General features: G+C 61.5%; 20 protein-coding genes. 10 read left to right on the top strand and 10 right to left on the bottom strand.

Annotated elements, in window-relative coordinates:
- Positions 1-33: 33 nt before the first annotated feature.
- Positions 34-1,110 carry an LLM class flavin-dependent oxidoreductase gene (locus tag EXW71_RS22230; RefSeq protein WP_134660904.1) on the bottom strand — a complete coding sequence of 359 codons (1,077 nt, stop codon included), beginning with the start codon at positions 1,108-1,110 and terminating at the stop codon, positions 34-36.
- Positions 1,111-1,276: 166 nt separating this feature from the next.
- Positions 1,277-2,140: a helix-turn-helix domain-containing protein gene (locus EXW71_RS22225; protein WP_134660903.1), complete on the bottom strand. Its 864-nt coding sequence runs from the start codon at positions 2,138-2,140 to the stop codon at positions 1,277-1,279.
- Positions 2,141-2,263: 123 nt separating this feature from the next.
- Between EXW71_RS22225 and EXW71_RS22220 the strand changes: the two genes are divergently transcribed.
- Both EXW71_RS22220 and glsB read left to right on the top strand, forming a co-directional pair.
- Complete coding sequence (locus tag EXW71_RS22220) at positions 2,264-2,674, top strand: hypothetical protein (protein WP_134660902.1); 411 nt, start codon at positions 2,264-2,266, stop codon at positions 2,672-2,674.
- A 110-nt stretch (positions 2,675-2,784) separates the two neighbouring features.
- Positions 2,785-3,693 carry a glutaminase B gene (gene glsB, locus EXW71_RS22215; protein WP_123718095.1) on the top strand — a complete coding sequence of 303 codons (909 nt, stop codon included), beginning with the start codon at positions 2,785-2,787 and terminating at the stop codon, positions 3,691-3,693.
- A 33-nt stretch (positions 3,694-3,726) separates the two neighbouring features.
- On the opposite strand, the gene EXW71_RS22210 is transcribed toward glsB, so the two are convergent.
- From EXW71_RS22210 to EXW71_RS22185, 6 genes are all read right to left on the bottom strand, one after another.
- Positions 3,727-4,227 (bottom strand): signal peptidase II, encoded by a 501-nt coding sequence (locus EXW71_RS22210; RefSeq protein ID WP_134660901.1) that lies wholly within the window; start codon positions 4,225-4,227, stop codon positions 3,727-3,729.
- Between the two features lie 70 nt (positions 4,228-4,297).
- A complete protein-coding gene (locus EXW71_RS22205) occupies positions 4,298-4,633 on the bottom strand; it encodes a DUF6124 family protein (protein ID WP_167659679.1) in 336 nt (111 codons plus the stop codon).
- Positions 4,634-4,991: 358 nt separating this feature from the next.
- A complete protein-coding gene (locus tag EXW71_RS22200) occupies positions 4,992-6,260 on the bottom strand; it encodes an FAD-binding oxidoreductase (RefSeq protein WP_134660900.1) in 1,269 nt (422 codons plus the stop codon).
- Positions 6,257-7,009 (bottom strand): amino acid ABC transporter ATP-binding protein, encoded by a 753-nt coding sequence (locus tag EXW71_RS22195; protein WP_123718098.1) that lies wholly within the window; start codon positions 7,007-7,009, stop codon positions 6,257-6,259. Before EXW71_RS22195 ends, EXW71_RS22200 begins: the two co-directional genes overlap by 4 nt.
- Entirely contained in the window at positions 7,006-7,674 is a 669-nt protein-coding gene (locus EXW71_RS22190) for an amino acid ABC transporter permease (protein WP_034106261.1), read from the bottom strand. The genes EXW71_RS22195 and EXW71_RS22190 overlap by 4 nt, the downstream gene beginning before the upstream one ends.
- The gene (locus EXW71_RS22185) at positions 7,671-8,453 is read right to left on the bottom strand and encodes an ABC transporter substrate-binding protein (RefSeq protein ID WP_134660899.1); all 783 of its coding nucleotides are present in this window, start codon (positions 8,451-8,453) and stop codon (positions 7,671-7,673) included. The genes EXW71_RS22190 and EXW71_RS22185 overlap by 4 nt, the downstream gene beginning before the upstream one ends.
- A gap of 215 nt (positions 8,454-8,668) precedes the next feature.
- Between EXW71_RS22185 and EXW71_RS22180 the strand changes: the two genes are divergently transcribed.
- Positions 8,669-9,448: an IclR family transcriptional regulator gene (locus EXW71_RS22180; RefSeq protein WP_134660917.1), complete on the top strand. Its 780-nt coding sequence runs from the start codon at positions 8,669-8,671 to the stop codon at positions 9,446-9,448.
- 375 nt (positions 9,449-9,823) lie between these two features.
- On the opposite strand, the gene EXW71_RS22175 is transcribed toward EXW71_RS22180, so the two are convergent.
- Both EXW71_RS22175 and EXW71_RS22170 read right to left on the bottom strand, forming a co-directional pair.
- Complete coding sequence (locus tag EXW71_RS22175) at positions 9,824-11,068, bottom strand: saccharopine dehydrogenase family protein (protein WP_134660898.1); 1,245 nt, start codon at positions 11,066-11,068, stop codon at positions 9,824-9,826.
- 28 nt (positions 11,069-11,096) lie between these two features.
- Positions 11,097-12,194: a carboxynorspermidine decarboxylase gene (locus EXW71_RS22170; protein ID WP_123718101.1), complete on the bottom strand. Its 1,098-nt coding sequence runs from the start codon at positions 12,192-12,194 to the stop codon at positions 11,097-11,099.
- 186 nt (positions 12,195-12,380) lie between these two features.
- Here EXW71_RS22170 and EXW71_RS22165 point away from each other — a divergent pair, with 186 nt between their 5' ends.
- From EXW71_RS22165 to EXW71_RS22135, 7 genes are all read left to right on the top strand, one after another.
- Positions 12,381-13,064, top strand: coding sequence for a DUF2268 domain-containing putative Zn-dependent protease (locus EXW71_RS22165; protein ID WP_134660897.1), 684 nt, complete (start codon positions 12,381-12,383; stop codon positions 13,062-13,064).
- 81 nt (positions 13,065-13,145) lie between these two features.
- A complete protein-coding gene (locus EXW71_RS22160) occupies positions 13,146-14,165 on the top strand; it encodes a LacI family DNA-binding transcriptional regulator (protein ID WP_134660896.1) in 1,020 nt (339 codons plus the stop codon).
- Positions 14,149-15,153, top strand: a complete 1,005-nt coding sequence (locus tag EXW71_RS22155; protein WP_134660895.1) for an ABC transporter substrate-binding protein — start codon at positions 14,149-14,151, stop codon at positions 15,151-15,153. Before EXW71_RS22160 ends, EXW71_RS22155 begins: the two co-directional genes overlap by 17 nt.
- A complete protein-coding gene (locus EXW71_RS22150; RefSeq protein WP_123718104.1) occupies positions 15,154-15,966 on the top strand; it encodes an iron ABC transporter permease in 813 nt (270 codons plus the stop codon).
- Positions 15,963-16,757, top strand: coding sequence for an ABC transporter permease (locus EXW71_RS22145; RefSeq protein WP_134660894.1), 795 nt, complete (start codon positions 15,963-15,965; stop codon positions 16,755-16,757). Before EXW71_RS22150 ends, EXW71_RS22145 begins: the two co-directional genes overlap by 4 nt.
- Entirely contained in the window at positions 16,754-17,785 is a 1,032-nt protein-coding gene (locus EXW71_RS22140) for an ABC transporter ATP-binding protein (protein ID WP_134660893.1), read from the top strand. The genes EXW71_RS22145 and EXW71_RS22140 overlap by 4 nt, the downstream gene beginning before the upstream one ends.
- A 9-nt stretch (positions 17,786-17,794) precedes the next feature.
- Complete coding sequence (locus EXW71_RS22135; RefSeq protein ID WP_134660892.1) at positions 17,795-18,628, top strand: phosphodiesterase; 834 nt, start codon at positions 17,795-17,797, stop codon at positions 18,626-18,628.
- The last annotated feature ends 63 nt before the right edge of the window (positions 18,629-18,691 follow it).

The raw sequence follows: 18,691 nt of genomic DNA, 5'->3' as shown, positions 1-18,691 counted from the left end.
AAGGGCGAGGCCCTCCCGCCCGGGTTGGGTGTCTTACGCGACTTGCTGAGTTCGTTGCGCGATCAACTGGCGGGTAAGGGGGATCAAGCGCTTGCCGTAGTCAATGGCATCATTGAGTGGGTCAAACCCACGGATCAGGAACGTGGTGATGCCTAAATCGTAGTAGTCCAGCAAGGCCTCGGCGACCTGTTCAGGTGTGCCCACCAATGACGTCGAATTGCCCTGCGCGCCCAGTAACCCGGCGATCCCGGTCCACAGGCGCTTGTCCAGTCGCGCCCCTTGTGCCGCCGCTGCCAGTAACCGGCGGGAGCCTTCGTTCGGCGGTTCGCGGCGCACAAAGCCATTCTGTTCGGCCAGCGCCGTGGCCTGTTGCAGGATGGTTTCGGCACGAGCCCAGGCGGCCTCTTCGGTCTCGGCGAGGATCGGCCGCAGCGACAGACTGAAGCGAATCGTACGCCCGTGCCTGGCCGCTTCCGCACGCACCCGGGTCACGGTTTCGCGTACCTGCTCGTAGGTTTCACCCCACAGCGCATACACGTCGGCATGTTTGCCCGCCACCGCGATCGCCGCCGCCGAGGAACCGCCAAAATACAACGGAATATGCGGCTGCTGCGGCGACTTCACTGAGGAGTGCGCGCCTTCTACCTGATAGTAGGTGCCGGCGAAATCAAAGGGTTTTTCGCTGGTCCATTCCTGGCGCACCACACTCAGGTATTCGTCGGTACGCGCGTAGCGTTCGTCCTTGCCTATATAGCTGCCGTCGGCACGCAGTTCACGGTCGTCGCCGCCGGTGATGATATGCACGGCGGTGCGTCCGCCGTTGAATACATCCAGGGTGGCGAATTGGCGAGCAGCCAGTGTGGGTTGGGCAAAGCCTGGGCGATGGGCAATCAGGAACTGCAACTTCTGTGTGACGCTGGCGGCATGGGAGGCAATCAGCGTGCTGTCCGGGCTGTTGGAATGGAAGGCCACCAGGGCGCGGTCGAAACCGGCCTCCTCGTGGGCGCGGGCCACGGTTTCCACATACTCCGGTTGCAGCACCGGGCCGCTGCGTGGGTGGATCTCGGAGGCGTGATGGCCGCCGATGTAGCCGATGAATTCGATACTCATGGTCATTCCTTTTGGGGTTGGGGTTAAGCACCTCCTCCAGGCAAGGGGTCGGTTATCCGGGTCAAAAGTAGGGCCGGCGGCGAGCCTTGTAAAATGCCGATTGGTTCTAACCTAATCATTAAAAAATAGAATTACTGTTTGGTGGATATATCAGTAATTTGCATTTTTATGGGAGGCAGGCCGGCGCGTCAGTCATCGCAATGCTCGCCTGGTCGGCATTGTCGGCGGCGCCCGTGCGGTCGGCCAGGTAGCGTGCCGGTGGCTGGCCCACCGCCTTGCGGAACATTGTGATAAAGCCGCTGGCGTTTTCGTAACCCAGGTCCAGCGCCACCCTTTGCACACTGTCGCCCTTGGCCAGGCGTTGCAGAGACAGAATGACATGCAGTTGCCGGCGCCAGCGGCCGAAACTCAAGCCCAGTTCCTCCAGCAGCAATCGCGTCATGCTGCGTTCGCTCATGCCGATGCGCACGGCCCATTGGCCGAGGCTGGCTTTGTCGGCGGGGTCAGCCAGCAGGCTGTCGGCCAGGCGGCGCAGCCTCGGGTCCTGTGGCATGGGCAGGTGCAGGGCTTCGATGGGGGCTTCGGTCAGCTCATCGAGCAACGTATTGATCAGGCGTCCCTCTGCACCGTCGACGTCGTACAGCGGCGGGAAACTCACCGCCTTGCTGATCAGCTCGTGCAACAGCCGCGACACCGCCAGGGTGCAGCACTGCGCAGGCAAGGCCCGGGCCGCGTCGGGGTCGATCAGCAAGCAATAGACCTGCGCCTCCCCGGACCCGCGTGCCGCATGGGAGATGCCGCCGGGAATCCACAGTGCGCACTGCGGCGGCACGATCCAGATACCGGCCTGGGTCTCGCAGTGGATGACCCCGCGCAAGGTGTACATCAACTGGCCTTTGCGGTGCGAGTGCTGCTGATGTTCCCAGTTGGTCGACGTGCTGCTGGCGCCCACGCCCACCACGGCGCGGGGGAGCAGGTCGGCGTCCCTGGCCATTGCGGGGTCGTGCATGTCAAGGCGGTGGTGATTCATGGCAGGCATCGCACGTTGGCTGGATTGCGAAATAGTTTGGCTATTCTGTGCAATGCCGTCCAGTGCCTGGCCCCTTATAGTGAGAGTCACTCTCATTAAGAAGAGTCATAAAGGAGCCATGCCATGCGACTCGACAGTTCAACGTTCCCCATCGTCAAAATCGTCTTCGATGCCCCCAACGACAGCGGGCCGGAGGATGCCTTCCTGATCTTCGAGGGCCTGCTGGCCCGCCGCCGACCCTTCTTGCTGCTGCACGACAAAGCGGTGGACGAGAACAACTACGAGCACTCCCACGAAGAGCGCAAGCACGCGTCCATCTGGATGAAGAAAAACAAACCGGCGCTGCAGGCGTTCGTCAAAGGCATGATCCAGGTGGAACCCTGCGCGGCCAAGCGCCTGGCGCTCAAACCGTTTACCGCGACATTCGGCAAGGCGTGGGGTTATCCGTTGCTGGTGGTGGAGTCCACGGACCGGGCCTGGGCGCTGGCGCGGGATGTGCTGGATGAAGAGGTGTCGGATGTGGCGCATTTCTGACGACGTGCCCGCTTGCCTGTGGTGTGGGGGGAAGCTCCCTCGCCACAGGCATTTCAGGTATCCTCCGCGCCCCGCTATCACCGATTCAAAGAAAGATGACAGGACAAGACATGCAGGCGCTGCTGGAGTCGATCCTCGACGAAGTTCGTCCACTGATCGGGCTCGGCAAAGTCGCCGACTACATCCCAGCGTTGGCCGATGTGCCCGCCAACCAACTCGGCATCGCGGTATACGGCAACGACGGCTCGGCGTACTGCGCCGGTGATGCCGACACCCTGTTCTCGGTGCAGAGTATTTCCAAGGTCTTCAGCCTGGTCCAAGCCATCGACCACGGCGGCGAAACCATCTGGGAGCGCCTGGGCCATGAGCCTTCCGGGCAACCGTTCAACTCCCTGGTGCAGCTGGAATTCGAACGCGGCCGCCCGCGCAACCCGTTCATTAATGCCGGCGCGCTGGTGATCTGCGACATCAACCAATCGCGCTTTGCCGTGCCGATTCTATCGATGCGCGACTTCGTACGGCGCCTGTCGGGCAACCCGCAGATCCTGGTCAACAGCGTCGTCGCCGAATCCGAAGCCCAGCATGGCGCACGCAATGCGGCCATGGCCTATCTGATGAAATCCTTCGGCAACTTCCACAACGACGTGGACGCAGTGCTGCACAGCTACTTCAACTATTGCGCGTTGCAGATGAGCTGCCTCGACCTGGCCAAGGCGTTCAGCTTCCTCGCCAACGAAGGCACCAGTGCTCACAGCGGTGAACAGGTGCTGACCGCACGCCAGACCAAGCAGGTCAACTCGATCATGGCCACCAGTGGGCTGTATGACGAAGCGGGCAACTTCGCCTATCGCGTGGGGCTGCCAGGCAAGAGCGGGGTAGGCGGCGGGATTGTCGCGGTGGTGCCCGGGCAGTTTACGGTGTGCGTATGGTCGCCGGAGTTGAACGCGGCGGGGAATTCGCTGGCGGGGATGAAGGCGTTGGAGTTGTTGAGTGAGCGGATTGGGTGGTCGGTGTTTTGAGGCCGTTCCCAGGCGTGGAAACGGCCTTGAATCTCAGGCCCTGCGTGTGACGAGCAAGTCCATCATCAAATATAAGGCCCCAGCGGTAATCGCGATATCCGCAATATTGAACACCCCGGTATGCGTCGGCCCAACGTTCAACACCATGTAGTCAACGACATGGCCGTCTCGAAATACACGGTCGATCAAGTTGGCGATACCGCCCAGGGCGATGGCGTAAAGCGGCAAGACTTTACGCAAGGGCTGGTTCCAGTTGGACAGCGACCACCACATCGCCCAGGCCACTACGATGGCCACGCCGGCGATAAAGATCAGTTGCTTGAGCTGTGGTGGCAGCGCAGCGCCCAAGCTGAGGAATGCGCCTGGGTTCAGGCTCAGTTCCAAGGCAAGGTTGAACGGGGTGGAGCCGATTTTGAAACTCTGGGTTTGCAGCGAAACCAGGGCCAGTAGTTTTACCAACTGGTCCACGGCAACAAAGGCAATGCCGACGAGGAGGGCGAAGGTGCGGCCTCGCAGTAGGGGCGATGTGCTCAAGCGGTACTTCCTGTTCCGAGTCTGTCGAGAGGGCGCCCGAAGATAGCTCAGGCGCCTCGCGCCGTCTATGTCAGGCTGGCGGGTGAGTTTCGTCCAGCGCCTTGTCCACCAGCAGTTGTACGCCTTCGAGCATCCGACAGATGCCCAGCGCCACATTGCGTTGCGCCCCTTCGATGTCAAAGGCCAGGTGAGTGGCGATGTCGGTGATGCAGGACAAATCCTGGGAGGCGTTGACCAGCAGGGTTTCAGTGTCTAGATCGGCGCGCACACTAAAAAGGCCTGCGCTGGCTTCGGGTGTTGGTTTTCTGGGATTGAGGTAGTGATTGATCGCGCTGTAGGCCACTTCGTGGAGGGTGCTGGTATCGAAGTCTTGATGGCCTGGTGGATTGGGGCTGTCTTTAATCATGGTCAAATCTCTTTGGGAATTGAGCTGCCAAGATTCGCGGTCAAGCGAGAGAGGGTGGCAGCTATACGCGGGTTGACCGACCGGTCCCAAAGTAGCCCGGCATACCCGAAGGTATCCCGCGTACAGCTGCCGCGACACGATACAGCAGGTGCAAAAAAAACGCCTGGATCGATGTTGATGCAGATGCACTTTGGGTTCGGACGGTCAAATCCGGTCGCCGAATTGGCAGCGACGGCGCAGAGGTTAGCCAGCGAAGTTCCGAGCGACAACCTGAAACCCTTGTGGGAAAAGTCCCGGAAGTCATTGCTAAATGCGACCCCTGTGGCGAGCGGATCAAGCTCGCCACAGGGGGCGCATGTCAGCTGATGTTGAGTCGGTCCAGCAGGCTGTACCACGCAACACCCGCCCCAATGTAAAACCGCTGCAACCCATGCATCGGCAAGCGCTGCAACGGTGTCACCGGGTAGGCGAACTCCGCCTGGCTGTCACACAACTTGCCCGCCAGTTGCTGCCCCAGGCTGGTACACAGCGCGATCCCACGGCCATTGCAGCCCAGCGCCAAGGTCAGCCCCGGTGCGGGCTGGTGCACATGGGGCAGAAAGTCGCGCGTGATCGCGATACGCCCGGCCCAGCGATACTCGAATTCCAGTGGCCCCAACTGCGGAAACAGCAACGCCAGCGAGCGCTCCAGGTGGGCGAAATCGGTAGGCGAAGTGGGGTCGTTGAACAGCCCGCGGCCGCCCATCAGCAAGCGCCCATGACTGTCTTTGCGAAAGTACAGCAGCAGCCTTTGCGCCGTGGAGGCGGTTTCCTGGCCCGGCAAGATGCTGTCCGCCGCACGTCCACTCAAGGGCTTGGTGGCGACGATAAAACTGTTTGCCGCGAGGATGCTCTGCGCCATGCCCGGCCACAGGTTGCCGCTGTAGCCGTTGGTGGCCAGCACGACTTGATCGGCCATTACCCGTGCACCCGAAGCCGTCTGCAATTGCCAGCCCGCTCCCTGGCGCTGCAAGCCGGTCACCGCGCTCTGCCCATGAATCCGCGCACCCGCCGCCAACGCCGCGCCCACCAATCCACGGGCGTACGCCAGCGGTTGAATGGCCCCGGCACGCCCATCCAGCCAGCCGCCGGCAAATGCGTCACTGCCCATGCGTGAAGCCACCGCCGATGCATCCAGGCGCTGTACCGGAACGCCACGCCTGGCCCACTGATCCGCCCGCGCGTGTAGCCCGGCCACGCCTTTTTCCGTGTAGGAGACCTGCATCCACCCCTTGCGCACGGGCGCGCAATCGATGCGATGCCGTTCGATCAACCTGAACACCAGGTCCGCTGAATTCGACACGGTCGAAATCAGTGGTTCGGCGCGCTCCGGTCCGAACATCTGCACCAGTTGCTCCGGGTCGTACTTGAGCGTCGGATTGACCTGCCCACCATTGCGCCCAGAGGCACCCCAGCCGGGCTCATTGGCTTCCAGCACGCACACACTGACACCACGCTCGGCCAAATGCAGCGCGGTCGACAAGCCTGTATAGCCGGCACCGACAATCGCCACATCCACCTTCAGCGACTCGCTCAACGCAGGTGTCGGCACTATCGACGGCGCGGTCGCTGACCACAATGACTTCATGACAGGCTCCGCGTAGCGCCGGTGGGGTGCAGCACCCGCCGCAGGAAATCCTGAGTGCGTGGATGTTGTGGATTGCCCAGCACCTGTTCGGCCGCGCCGCTTTCGACGATGTAGCCGCCATGCAGGAAGCACACGCGGTCGGCCACTTCGCGTGCAAAGCCCATCTCGTGGGTGACCACGATCATGGTCATGCCTTCGTCGGCGAGCGTGCGCATCACCGCCAATACGTCACCGACCAGTTCCGGGTCGAGGGCCGAGGTGGGTTCGTCGAACAGCATGGCTTCGGGTTTCATCGCCAGTGCGCGGGCGATGGCCACACGTTGTTGCTGGCCGCCTGAGAGTTGTTCCGGGTAAGCGTCGGCCTTGGCGCTCAGGCCGACTTTTTCCAGCAGCACCAGGGCTTCTTCGCGAGCCTGCCTGGGTGGCTCGCCTTTGACGTACACCGGGCCTTCCATTACGTTTTCCAGCACGGTGCGATGGGGGAACAGGTTGAAACGCTGGAACACCATGCCCATGCGGCTGCGCAGGGTGTGCACGGTCTTGCTGCCGCGCTGCACGGTTTCGCCGAATACAGTGATGTGCCCGCCGTCGTAGGCTTCCAGCGCATTGATGCAGCGCAACAGGGTGGACTTGCCCGAGCCCGAGGGGCCAATCAGGCACACCACCTCGCCTTTCATCACGTCGAGGTCGACGCCGTGCAGCACGCGGTGGCTGCCGTAGTGTTTTTGCAGTTGGCGAATCTCGATCATGCTTTTTTCCTCCGGCCCAGGTGCTGTTCCATACGGCGCAGGCCATACACCAGCGGCAGGCTCATCAGCAGGTAGAGCAGGGCGACCAGGGTGTAGACGGTCATGTTCTGGAAGGTCGACGAAGCAATCAGCTGGCCCTGGCGGGTCATTTCGGCGACGGTGATGGTGGAGACCAGGGACGAGTCCTTGAGCATCATTACCAGGGTGTTGCCATAGGGCGGCAGGGCGATGCGAAACGCTTGCGGCAGGATCACCCGGCGCATCATCAGCGCCGAACGCATGCCGAGGGCTTCGGCGGCTTCACGCTGGCCTTGTTCGACGGCAATGATGCCGGTGCGGAAATTCTCGGCCTGGTACGCCGAGTAGGCGATGCCCATGCCGATCACGCCGGCATAAAACGCGGTGAGGTGCACGCCCATGTCCGGCAGTACAAAGTAGATGTAGAACAGTTGCACGATGATCGGCAGGCCACGGATCACATTGATGATCGTACTCGCCGTCCACGACAGCGCGCGGATCGGCGACAGCTTGAGCAACGCCAGCACCAGGCCGATGGCGCTGCTGAGCAGGAACGACAACACGGTGATCTGGATCGTCACCCAGGCGCCTTGCAGCAGGATCGGCAGGAAGTCCTGGGCGTTTTGCAGGAACTCGGCCGGGTTCATGGGCGCACCTGGGTATCGAGTCCCCACTTCTTGAGAATGCTGTCGAGGGTGCCATCCGCCTTGATGCTGGCGATGGCGGTGTTCAGGCGCTCAAGGGTTTGCGCATCGCCCTTGCGCACCACCAGGCACACTTCGCCGACGTTGGTGGGCGTGTAGTCAGGGGCAAGTTTCACGCCTTTGAACAACTTCTGGCGGATCTGGTAGGCCACCACCGGCTGGTCACCTACGGCGGCCTTGATGCGCCCCAGCGACAGGTCGCGGACCATCTCGCCGATGGAGTCGTAGGTGCGGATCTCCTTGAAGATCCCCAGCTTGTTCAACTGGTCGTAGAAGATCGTACCGGCCTGCACGCCGACGACCTGGCCCTTGAGGGGCGTGAGGTCGGGGTAGGCGGCATTGTCATCGGCATTGATGATCAGGCCCTCACCGTAGGCATACACCGGGGCGCTGAAATCGACGACCTTGGTGCGCTCTTCGGTCTTGAGCATGCCGGCGGAAATGAAGTCGAGCTTTCCGGAAGTGAGGGAGGGAATCAGCGCAGCGAAGTTGGTCTGCTCGATCTGGCTGGTAAAGCCGCCGGCCTTGCCCACCGCCTCGGCCACATCGACCATCACGCCCTGGATGCTGTTGCTCTTGATGTCGAGGAAGGTAAACGGCGAACCACTGGCCGTTGCACCGACTTTGTATGAGGACGCACTTTCTGCGTGCACGCTGCTGACGCAGAGCGTGGCGCAGAGGCCGAAGGCAAGGCGGCGAAACAAGGGCGAAAGACTGTTCATCGGGTTACTCCAGAAGGAAAACGGAAAGTCAGTACCGCGAGCGGCTGCCGATGAAATCGCAAGCTCTGTGCCATTTCGATTGTTAAAAATCGTATATCGCTACATAAAATCGACAAAATGAACATTTCGTATCGATATGCGATATTAAATGGTCTTTTTTTGTGATTTAAGGTAGAAGCAGTGCCATGCCTGATCGACCTGACCGCGAGCCCGCCATGTCCGAAGAACGCAACAGTCTGCACAACCAATCCCTGGAAAAAGGCCTGTCGGTGCTCAAGGCATTCAGCGCCCAGCGCCGCAGCATGAGCCTTGCAGAGGTGGCCGAGGCTGCCGGCATGACCAAAAGCTCGGCCCAGCGCATGGTGTTTACCCTCGAAAGCCTGGGTTACCTTCGGAAACACTCCCGCACCCGGCATTACCAACTCACACCGCGGGTGCTGGAGTTGGGCTTCAGTTACCTGGATGCGCATTCGTTGATCGAAGTGGCCAACCCGTTTCTGTCGGAGTTGACGCGGCTGACCGGCGAGACGTCGTGCCTCACCGAGCCTGCCGGGTACGACATGACCTATATCGCGCGTTTCGTCAGCGCGGGCTTCGTGCCCGTGCATATGCCGATCGGCTCGCGGGTGCCGATGTATTGCACGGCGTCGGGGCGCGCGTATTTAAGCGCGTTGCCGCAGGAGGAAGCGTTGGTGTTGATCGAGAACAGCCAGCGCATCGCGCACACCAGCCAGACATTGACGGAGGTCGACAGGATTTTGGAGTCGTTGCAGCAAGTGCGCGAGCAGGGCTATGCGGTGAATGGCCAGGAGTTGTTCCTGGGCGACATGACTATCGGTGCGCCGGTGCTGGGCGCCAATGGCCGGCCGGTGGCGGCGGTGCACGTGGTGGCGCCGACCAGTCGGTGGAGCAGGGCGGATGCGGAGAAGCAACTGGCGCCGGCGCTGTTGCAATGTTCGAGGGCGCTGAGCAATTCGGCGCGGAACCTGGAATAACCAACCACCCTCTGTAGGAGCGAGCTTGCTCGCGAAAAACCAACAGGCGCCGCATGCATCCAGAATGCCCGCGTCATCGTTGACGTTCTTCGCGAGCAAGCTCGCTCCTGCAGTTGAGGGCTTCGGCACAAACAAAAATGCGCCCCTGGGGTAATGCCCGTCAGTTAAGAAGTAGAAAGGCGACAAAGTAACCCGTGGCGAGGGAGCTTGCTCCCGTTGGACTGCGCAGCAGTCCCATGCTTTGTAAACAAAGAACGGGGCCGCTTCGCGGCCCAGCGGGAGCAAGCTCCCTCGCCACAGGTACGGCGTTCATCCTTAACTGACTGGCATTAGCCCCTGGTGGCGCATTTTTTTGTTCGGTCAGCTATCGCCTATTCAGGCAGTCGCATCCCAAGCCCGATCACCGTTCTCGTCCTTGATCCGAGTCGGCAGGCCCATCACGTCCAGCGCTTTCAGGAACGGCTCAGCCGGCAGTTCCTCGACGTTGGCCATGTGTTTCACATCCCATTCGCCACGGGCCACCAGCAGGGCCGCAGCCACTGGAGGAACGCCGGCGGTGTAGGAGATGCCCTGGCTGTCGGTCTCGGCGAAGGCTTCTTCATGGCACGCCACGTTGTAGATGAACATCTCGTGGGGCTGGCCATTTTTGGTGCCTTTGACCAGGTCGCCGATGCAGGTCTTGCCGGTGTAGCCCGGCGCGAGCGACGACGGGTCGGGCAGCACGGCCTTGACCACTTTCAACGGCACCACTTCCACGCCTTCGGCGGTGGTGACCGGCTTTTCGGAAAGCAGGCCAAGGTTTTTCAGTACGGTGAACACGTTGATGTAGTGTTCGCCGAAGCTCATCCAGAAGCGCACGTTGGGTACGTCGAGGTTTTTCGACAGCGAGTGCACTTCATCGTGGCCGGTCAGGTACAGGTTCTGCGGGCCAACGACGGGCAGGTCGTCCGTGCGTTTGACTTCGAACATGGTGTTGCTGGTCCACTGGCTGTTCTGCCAGCTCCACACCTGTCCGGTGAACTCACGGAAGTTGATTTCCGGGTCGAAATTGGTGGCGAAGTATTTGCCATGGGAGCCGGCATTGACATCGAGAATGTCGATCGAATCAATGCGGTCAAAATGCTGTTGCTGCGCCAGCGCGGCATACGCGTTGACGACACCTGGGTCGAAGCCCACGCCAAGGATGGCCGTGATGTTCTTCTGTTTGCACTCTTCCAGGTGGTTCCATTCGTAGTTGCCGTACCACGGCGGGGTCTCGCAGACCTTGCCCGGCTCTTCGTGGATGGCGGTGTCGAGGTAGGCAACGCCCGTGTCGATGCAGGCACGCAGTACCGACATGTTGAGGAACGCGGAACCTACGTTGATGACGATCTGCGATTGTGTCTCGCGGATCAGGGCCTTGGTCGCTTCCACGTCCAGGGCGTTCAGTGCGAAGGCTTGGATGTCGGCGGGAACCTTGAGGCTACCCTTGGCCTTGACGCTGTCGATGATGGCCTGGCATTTGGAGATGTTGCGCGACGCGATAGCAATACGACCGAGTTCGTCGTTGTGCTGCGCGCACTTGTGGGCCACCACCTTGGCGACACCTCCTGCACCAATGATAAGAACGTTCTTTTTCAATTGCTTTATCTCTCCTTTATCCGCCAGCTTACGAAAGGCTGGACAGGTAGTCGTCGTAACCAAATTCACGAACCACTTCGACGGTACCGTCGAGTTGTTTCACTACGATGGACGGCATTTTCAGGCCGTTGAACCAGTTTTTCTTGACCATGGTGTAGCCTGCGGTGTCGATGAACGACAGCCGATCGCCGATGGCTAGCGGACGATCAAATTGATACTCGCCGAAGATGTCGCCGGCCAGGCAGGATTTGCCGCACACCATGTAGGTGTGTTCACCCTCGCTCGGCGCCAGCTTGGCGTTGAGGCGATAGATCAGCAGGTCCAGCAGGTGGGCTTCGATGGAGCTGTCTACCACGGCCAGGTTTTTGCCGTTGTAGAGGGTGTCGAGCACGGTGACTTCCAGGGAGGCGCTGTTGGTGATCGCCGCTTCCCCCGGTTCCAGGTAGACCTGCACGCCGTACTTTTCGGAGAACGCCTTCAAGCGTGCGCAGAATGCGTCCAGCGCGTAGCCTTCACCGGTGAAATGGATGCCGCCGCCGAGGCTGACCCACTTGACCTTGTGCAGCAGCTCGCCGAAGCGTTCTTCGATCACGCCCAGCATTTTGTCGAACAGGCTGAAGTCGCCGTTCTCGCAATTGTTGTGGAACATGAAGCCGCTGATCTGCTCGATCACGCCTTCGATCTTCACCGGGTCCCACTCGCCCAGGCGGCTGAACGGGCGTGCCGGGTCGGCCAGCAGGTAGTCGGAGCTGCTGACCTGAGGGTTGACGCGCAGGCCGCGGGTCTTGCCTTCGCTGCGTTCAGCAAAGCGCTGCAGTTGGCTGATGGAGTTGAAGATGATCTTGTCGCAGTTATCCAGCATCTCTTCGATTTCATCGTCAGCCCAAGCCACGCTGTAGGCGTGCGCCTCGCCTTCGAACTTCTGGCGACCGAGCTTCAGCTCATACAGCGACGACGATGTGGTGCCATCCATGTATTGCTGCATCAGGTCGAACACCGACCAGGTGGCGAAGCACTTGAGGGCCAGCAACGCCTTGGCGCCGGACTGCTCGCGCACGTAAGCAATCTTCTGCATGTTGACCAGAAGCTTCTGTTTATCGATGAGGTAGTACGGCGTTTTGATCATTTTTGAGAGCCTGCGGCGGTGCCTGCCAAAAAAGGACACGCATTGTGCCCGCACTTGGATCAGATCGAAAGGTTAGTCAGCGCAATTTGCCGCGCACTTTTGCACGTTACGCTGGTTGTATGACCGTCTATCGCTATCATGGTCCGCCTGGACAAGTGGTCCTGGCGTTATCGACGGGAGGTCATGATGGATGCATGGACGTTGCACTGGCTGGAGGCATCTGGCTCTCTGGCAGCATTTCACCAGGTATTGAATGAAGAGTTCGAGGTGGCCTACCGCGCGATTGCCCGCTGGATGCCGCCGCCACGACTGGATGTGCTTATTCAGCGATTGCCCGGTGAAACCCTCGCCGAACTCGGCTTGGTCGGGCGGGCGTATCGCAGCACGATGTTCTCCCTGACCCTGGACCCCGACAATCCGAATTTTGCCGCGAGCCTCAAAGACGGGGCCGTGCATCGGCATATCGTTCACGAGGTGCATCATTGCCTGCGCATGGCGGGGCCAGGGTACGGGTGGACGCTGGGTGAAGCGCTGATCAGCGAAGGGCTGGCCGGGCAGTTTGTACGGCACGTGCTGGGCAGCGAGCCGGAGCCATGGGAGCGGGCGCATGACCTTGAAACCCTGCAAGCCGCGCCGATAAGCCTGGGTGAGCTTGAAGCGACTTACTACGATCACAGTGCATGGTTTTTTGGCACGGGAGACAAGCCCAGGTGGCTGGGGTATGCGCTGGGTTATCAGATGGTCGGGCGATGGCTGGCGATAACGGGAGTGCCTGACGCAACAGATTGGGTCAACGTGCCTGCAAAAGACATTATCAAGCTGGCGCTTGATGAGGGATTGCTGCGCAACGCCCTGCAATCGTTGCCATAAAACCGTCATCTGCCCACCACCTTCCTGCCATATTCCCCCGTTACTGTCCTCGCCAATGAGATCGATCTCAAGCGAGTGACAATGACTGACCTGAAAGACGTAGCAAGGCTGGCTGGCGTATCACGTGCGACTGCCGCGCGCACTTTTGCTTCTCCCGACCAAGTGCGGCCGGCCACCCGTGAACAGGTGTTCGCCGCCGCCCGCGAGCTGGGGTTTCGCCCCAATCGGCTGGGCCGCCAACTGCGCCTGCAAACCACCCAACTGATCGGCGTGGTGGTGCCCAACCTGCTCAACCCGGTGTTCGCCGAACAGTTCCAGGCCATGGAGCGTGCGGCGCGGCTGCGCGGTTACAGCCTGTTGTTGGCGACCACCGATTACAGCAGCGAACGTGAAAGCATTGTGGTGGAAGAGCTGTTGCGCCAGCGCGTCGACGGCCTGGTACTGACCGTCACCGATGCCGAAAGCAACGTGGTGCTCAGCAGCCTGAATACCGAGAAAACCCCGTTCGTGCTGGCCTACCACCAGCCGGGCAATCCCAATTACAGCGCGGTGTCGGTGGACAACCGCGCGGGCATGGCCATGGCCACCCGCTATTTGCTCGATGCCGGCCACCGACGCATCAGCATGGTCGCCGGCCCCGCGTTGCAGTCGGACCGCGCTCGCTTGCGTTATGCCGGTTATTGCGACGCGATGAAGGAGTACGGCCTGGACAGCCGCCCGGTGATCGAAATGCCGGCCCATACCCAGGCTGAATTCGCGGCCATCGCGCCGTTTCTGCAAGGCGCAGATGCGCCCAGCGCACTGGTGTGTTCCAACGACTTCCTGGCCATCAGCCTGATCGCCGAGCTACGCCGCAATGCCTGGAATGTGCCCGGGCAGTTGTCGGTCATGGGCTTTGACGGCATTGCCCTCGGCACCCAGATGCACCCGACCCTGTGCAGCGTGGTGCAGCCCATCGCGCTGCTGGCCAGCACCGTGATCGACCAATTGTTGGCGCAGATTGCAGGCCTTGCCCCGACGTCCCATTGCCTGCCTTGCCATATCCGGCCGGGCGAAAGCACTCAACCCCATGAGGAGATCCTTGATGCGCACACTGCGTAAAACCCTGGCCGCCGTGCTGCTGTTCGGCACCGCCAGCCTGGCCCAGGCCGCCGACACCGCGATTTGCTACAACTGCCCGCCGGACTGGGCCGATTGGGGCACCCAGCTCCAAGCCATCGCCGCCAGCACCGGTGTACAGGTGCCGCTGGACAACAAGAACTCCGGGCAGTCCCTGGCGCAACTGGTGGCCGAAAAAGCCGCGCCGGTGGCTGACGTTGTGTACTACGGCGTGACATTCGGCCTGCAGGCGCTAAAAGCCAACGTGGTCGACACCTACAAACCCAAGGCCTGGGACCAGATCCCAGCGGGTCTCAAGGACCCGGCCGGTCACTGGTTCGCGATCCACTCCGGCACCTTGGGCATCATGGTCAACGTCGATGCACTCGGTGGCCTGCCGGTCCCGCAAAGCTGGGCCGACCTGCTCAAGCCGCAATACAAAGGCATGGTCGGTTACCTCGACCCTTCCAGCGCTTTTGTCGGCTACGTATCGGCTGTCGCGATCAACCGCGCCATGGGCGGCGACCTGGACAACTTCGCCCCGGCCATCGACTACTTCCAGAAACTGGCGAAAAACGCCCCCATCGTGCCCAAGCAGACCGCCTATGCGCGGGTGTTGTCCGGCGAGCTGCCGATCCTGGTGGACTACGACTTCAACGCCTACCGCGCCCGCTACAAGGACAAGGCCAATGTCGCTTTCGTGATTCCCCAGGAAGGCAGCATCAGCGTGCCCTATGTCATGAGCCTGGTCGCCAACGCACCGCACCGTGCCAATGCCGAAAAGGTCCTCGATTTTGTGCTGTCGGACGAAGGCCAGGCACTCTGGGCCAAGGCTTACCTGCGCCCGGTGCGTGCGATGAAAATGCCCGCCGATGTCGCCGCGCAGTTCCTGCCCGACAGCGACTATGCCCGTGCCGGGGTGGTGGACTATGAAAAAATGGCCGCTGTGCAGGAAGCCTTCGCCGCCCGTTATTTGAACGAGGTCAAGTAAGTGACGGCGAAACATACGACCTGGGCCCTCGCGCCTGCCTTCGCGGTACTGCTCGCGTTCTGGCTGCTGCCGCTGGCGCACTTGATAGTGCTCGGCGCCGAGAGCCGTGACAGCAACGGCAGCGGTTACTGGCAGGTGCTCAGCAGTGCGCAGTATCTGGGAAGCCTTGGCCAAACCCTGGTCCTGGCGGTGGTGGTGACAGGGGCCGCGCTGGTGATCGGTGGCATCAGCGGCGTATTCCTGGCCCGCCAGCAATTCTTCGGGCGTTCGGCGCTGGTCGCGTTGCTCACCTTTCCGTTGGCGTTTCCCGGCGTGGTCGTGGGTTTCCTGGTAATCCTGTTGGCCGGGCGCCAGGGGCTGTTCGCGGCCCTGGGCCTGCAACTGGCCGGTGAGCGTTGGATTTTTGCCTACTCGTTGGCGGGGCTGTTCGTGGGCTACCTGTACTTCTCGATCCCACGCGTGATCCTTACCGTGATGGCTGCGTGCGAAAGCCTCGACCGCAGCCTGGAAGAAGCGGCGCACTCGCTGGGCGCCGGGCATTGGCGCGTGGTGTGCGATGTGATCGTACCTGGCCTGGCGCCCGCGTTGGCGTCCTGTGGGGCGATCTGTTTCGCCACGTCCATGGGCGCTTTCGGTACGGCTTTCACCTTGGGCACACGACTCAATGTCACCCCGGTGGCGATCTACAACGTATTTACCAACTACGCCAACTTCGCCGTCGCCGCTGCGCTGTCGGTGGTGCTCGGCGCGGTGACCTGGGCGGTGTTGCTGCTCACGCGACGCCTGGTGAAAAACTCGGGGACTGTGCTGTGAAGCGTTCATCGCTGTTTGTGCTGCAACTGCTGTTCACCCTGCTGGTGTGCGCCTTCATGCTGGTGCCGGTGCTGATGTCGTTGCTGGCAGGTCTGACTCGCAATTTCTTCGTGGGCCTGTCCAGTGGCCTGACTTTCGATTGGTTGGTCCAGGTGTGGCAGGCCTATTCGCCCACGGTGTGGCTGTCGCTGCAACTGGCCCTGGCCTGCGCGGTAGCTGTCTGCGTAATTGGCGTACCCGCGGCCTACGCACTGGTGCGCATGAACAACCGCTTCAGCCGCGCCTTTGAAGAGCTGATGGTGCTGCCGGTGGCCATGCCGGGGTTGGCCAGTGCATTGGCCTTGCTGCTGACCTACGGCGAGTTTGGCCGCTTTCGCAGCAGCTGGTTGTTCATTTTGGTCGGCCACGTGCTGTTCACCTTGCCGTTCCTGGTACGCCCGGTGATGGCGGTGATGCAGCGCCAGCAACTGCCGGTGCTGGAGGAGGCCGCCGCCAGCCTTGGCGCGGGGCCGTTCAAGCGTTTTTTCAGCGTGCTGGTACCCAATTGCCGGGCGGGGATTCTGGCGGGTGTGTTGATGGTGGTCACCCTGTCCCTGGGTGAGTTCAACCTGACCTGGATGCTCCACACCCCGATGACCAAGACCTTGCCCGTGGGCCTGGCCGACAGCTACGCCTCGGCGCGCCTGGAAATTGCCAGCGCCTACACCCTTATCTTTTTGCTGATGATCGTGCCGCTGTTGATTGCGTTGCAGGCCATCAGCGCTCGTTTGTCCCGTGGAGAGCGTCGATGACCGCTATCACTATTGGCCTGCAAGGCTGTCGCAAGGCGTTTGCCGACGGCACCGTGGCCGTGCATGACTTGAACCTGACCGTCGAGGGCGGCGAAACCCTGGCGATCCTCGGGCCTTCGGGCTGTGGCAAGACCACCACGCTGCGCCTGATCGCCGGGCTGGAGCGCCCGGATGTGGGCCAGGTGTTTTTTGGTGACCGGGATGTCACGCGCCTGCCCATCGAGCGTCGCGATGTGGGCATGGTGTTCCAGAACTATGCGCTGTTTCCCAACCTGGATGTGGCCGGCAATATCGTCTACGGCTTGAAGATTCGTGGCATGTCGGCGCCCGAACGCAACAAGCGCTGCGAGGAGCTGCTGGAGTTGGTGGGTTTGCAGCACCACGGTAAACGCAGCATCCACGAACTCTCGGGCGGTCAGCGCCAGCGCGTGGCACTGGCCCGCGCCCTGGCACCCCGCCCGAAGGTGCTGCTGCTGGATGAACCATTGGCTGCACTCGACGCGCAATTGCGTGAGCGCCTGCGCAGTGAACTGAATGAGCTGCTGCGTGGCCTCGGTATCACCAGCGTATTCGTCACCCATGATCAGGGTGAAGCGATGGCCCTGGGCGACCGCATTCTGGTGATGGAGCACGGCCGCGTCGCTCAATTGGCCAGCCCTCGCGACATCTACCAGAAACCGGCCAACGCCTTCGTCGCCGGGTTTGTCGGCAATCTCAACGCCTTCTCGGTGCTTGAGCAATCGCCTCACGGCCTCAAGGTGTGCGGCGGTGAACTGCCATGGCAAGCGGCCGACCAGCCCGCCACGGTGTACTGCCGCCCCGAACACCTGCGGGTGATGGAGGGGGAAGGGCACTTGCACGGCCACGTGGTGGCGCAGTTTTTCCAAGGCGCGCAAAGCCGCCTGCTGGTGGAAGTAGGCGGCCCGCAACCGCTGCTGGTCGACAGCAGCGATAACCAGCTGTATGCCGTTGGCGCGCCGATTGCCCTGGCGATCGCGCCGCACATGTTGTTCACCCTGAATGCTTGAGAACTTATTTTGAATCGTCCGTTTCTAGTCGCGCAGATCAGCGACCTGCACCTCAAAGCCGGCCAGCGCCTCACCTACGGCGTGGTCGATACCCTGTGCGCGCTTCGCCGCGCCGTCGACCACTTGAATGCCAGTCACCCACGGCCCGATATCGTGGTGGTCAGCGGCGACCTGGTGGACTTCGGTCGCGCCGATGAGTACGCCGTGCTGCGCCCCGAACTCGCGCGCCTGCACATGCCGTGCTACCTGGTGCCCGGCAATCATGATTGCCGTGGGCCGCTGCTGGACGCGTTCCGCGACCACGCCTACCTGCCGGAGACGGCGGACGGCCCGTTGGACTGGGTGGTGGATGAGCACCCGCTGCGTTTGATCGGGCTTGACTCCACGATTCCCGGTGGCCATGGCGGCCAGTTGCTGGACAGTCAGTTGCAATGGCTCGACGCACAGTTGTCGTTACGCCCCGACGCGCCGACGTTGCTGATCCTGCATCATCCGCCGTTTATCAGCGGCATCGGCCATATGGACCGTGAACCCTTCATCAACGCCGCCGCCCTGGAGCAACTTGTCGCGCGCCACCGGCAAGTGGAACGCCTGTTGTGCGGGCATTTGCATCGTCCGATGCAGCGGCGTTTCGGCGGCAGCCTCAGTTGTGTATGCCCCGGCACATCCCACCAGATCGTGCTGGACTTGCAAGACGCCGCGCCTGCGCATTTCAACCTGGAGCCGGCGGGTTACCTGTTGCATCGCTGGGATGCGCAACAGGGTTTGATCAGCCATAACGGCGTGTTCGGTGAATACCCGGGACCGTATCCGTTCTATGACGCCCATGGATTGATTGACTGAGGTTTTACGGAGGTTAACTCGCTCAACTAAGCACTAAACGTTCGTTAGCGCACCGGCCAACTT

It is taken from the genome of Pseudomonas sp. BCA17, from assembly GCF_004519405.1.
GTDB lineage: Bacteria > Pseudomonadota > Gammaproteobacteria > Pseudomonadales > Pseudomonadaceae > Aquipseudomonas.
The sequence above is the reverse complement of the archived record's forward strand: the minus strand, read 5'-3'. Positions and strand labels throughout refer to the sequence as shown.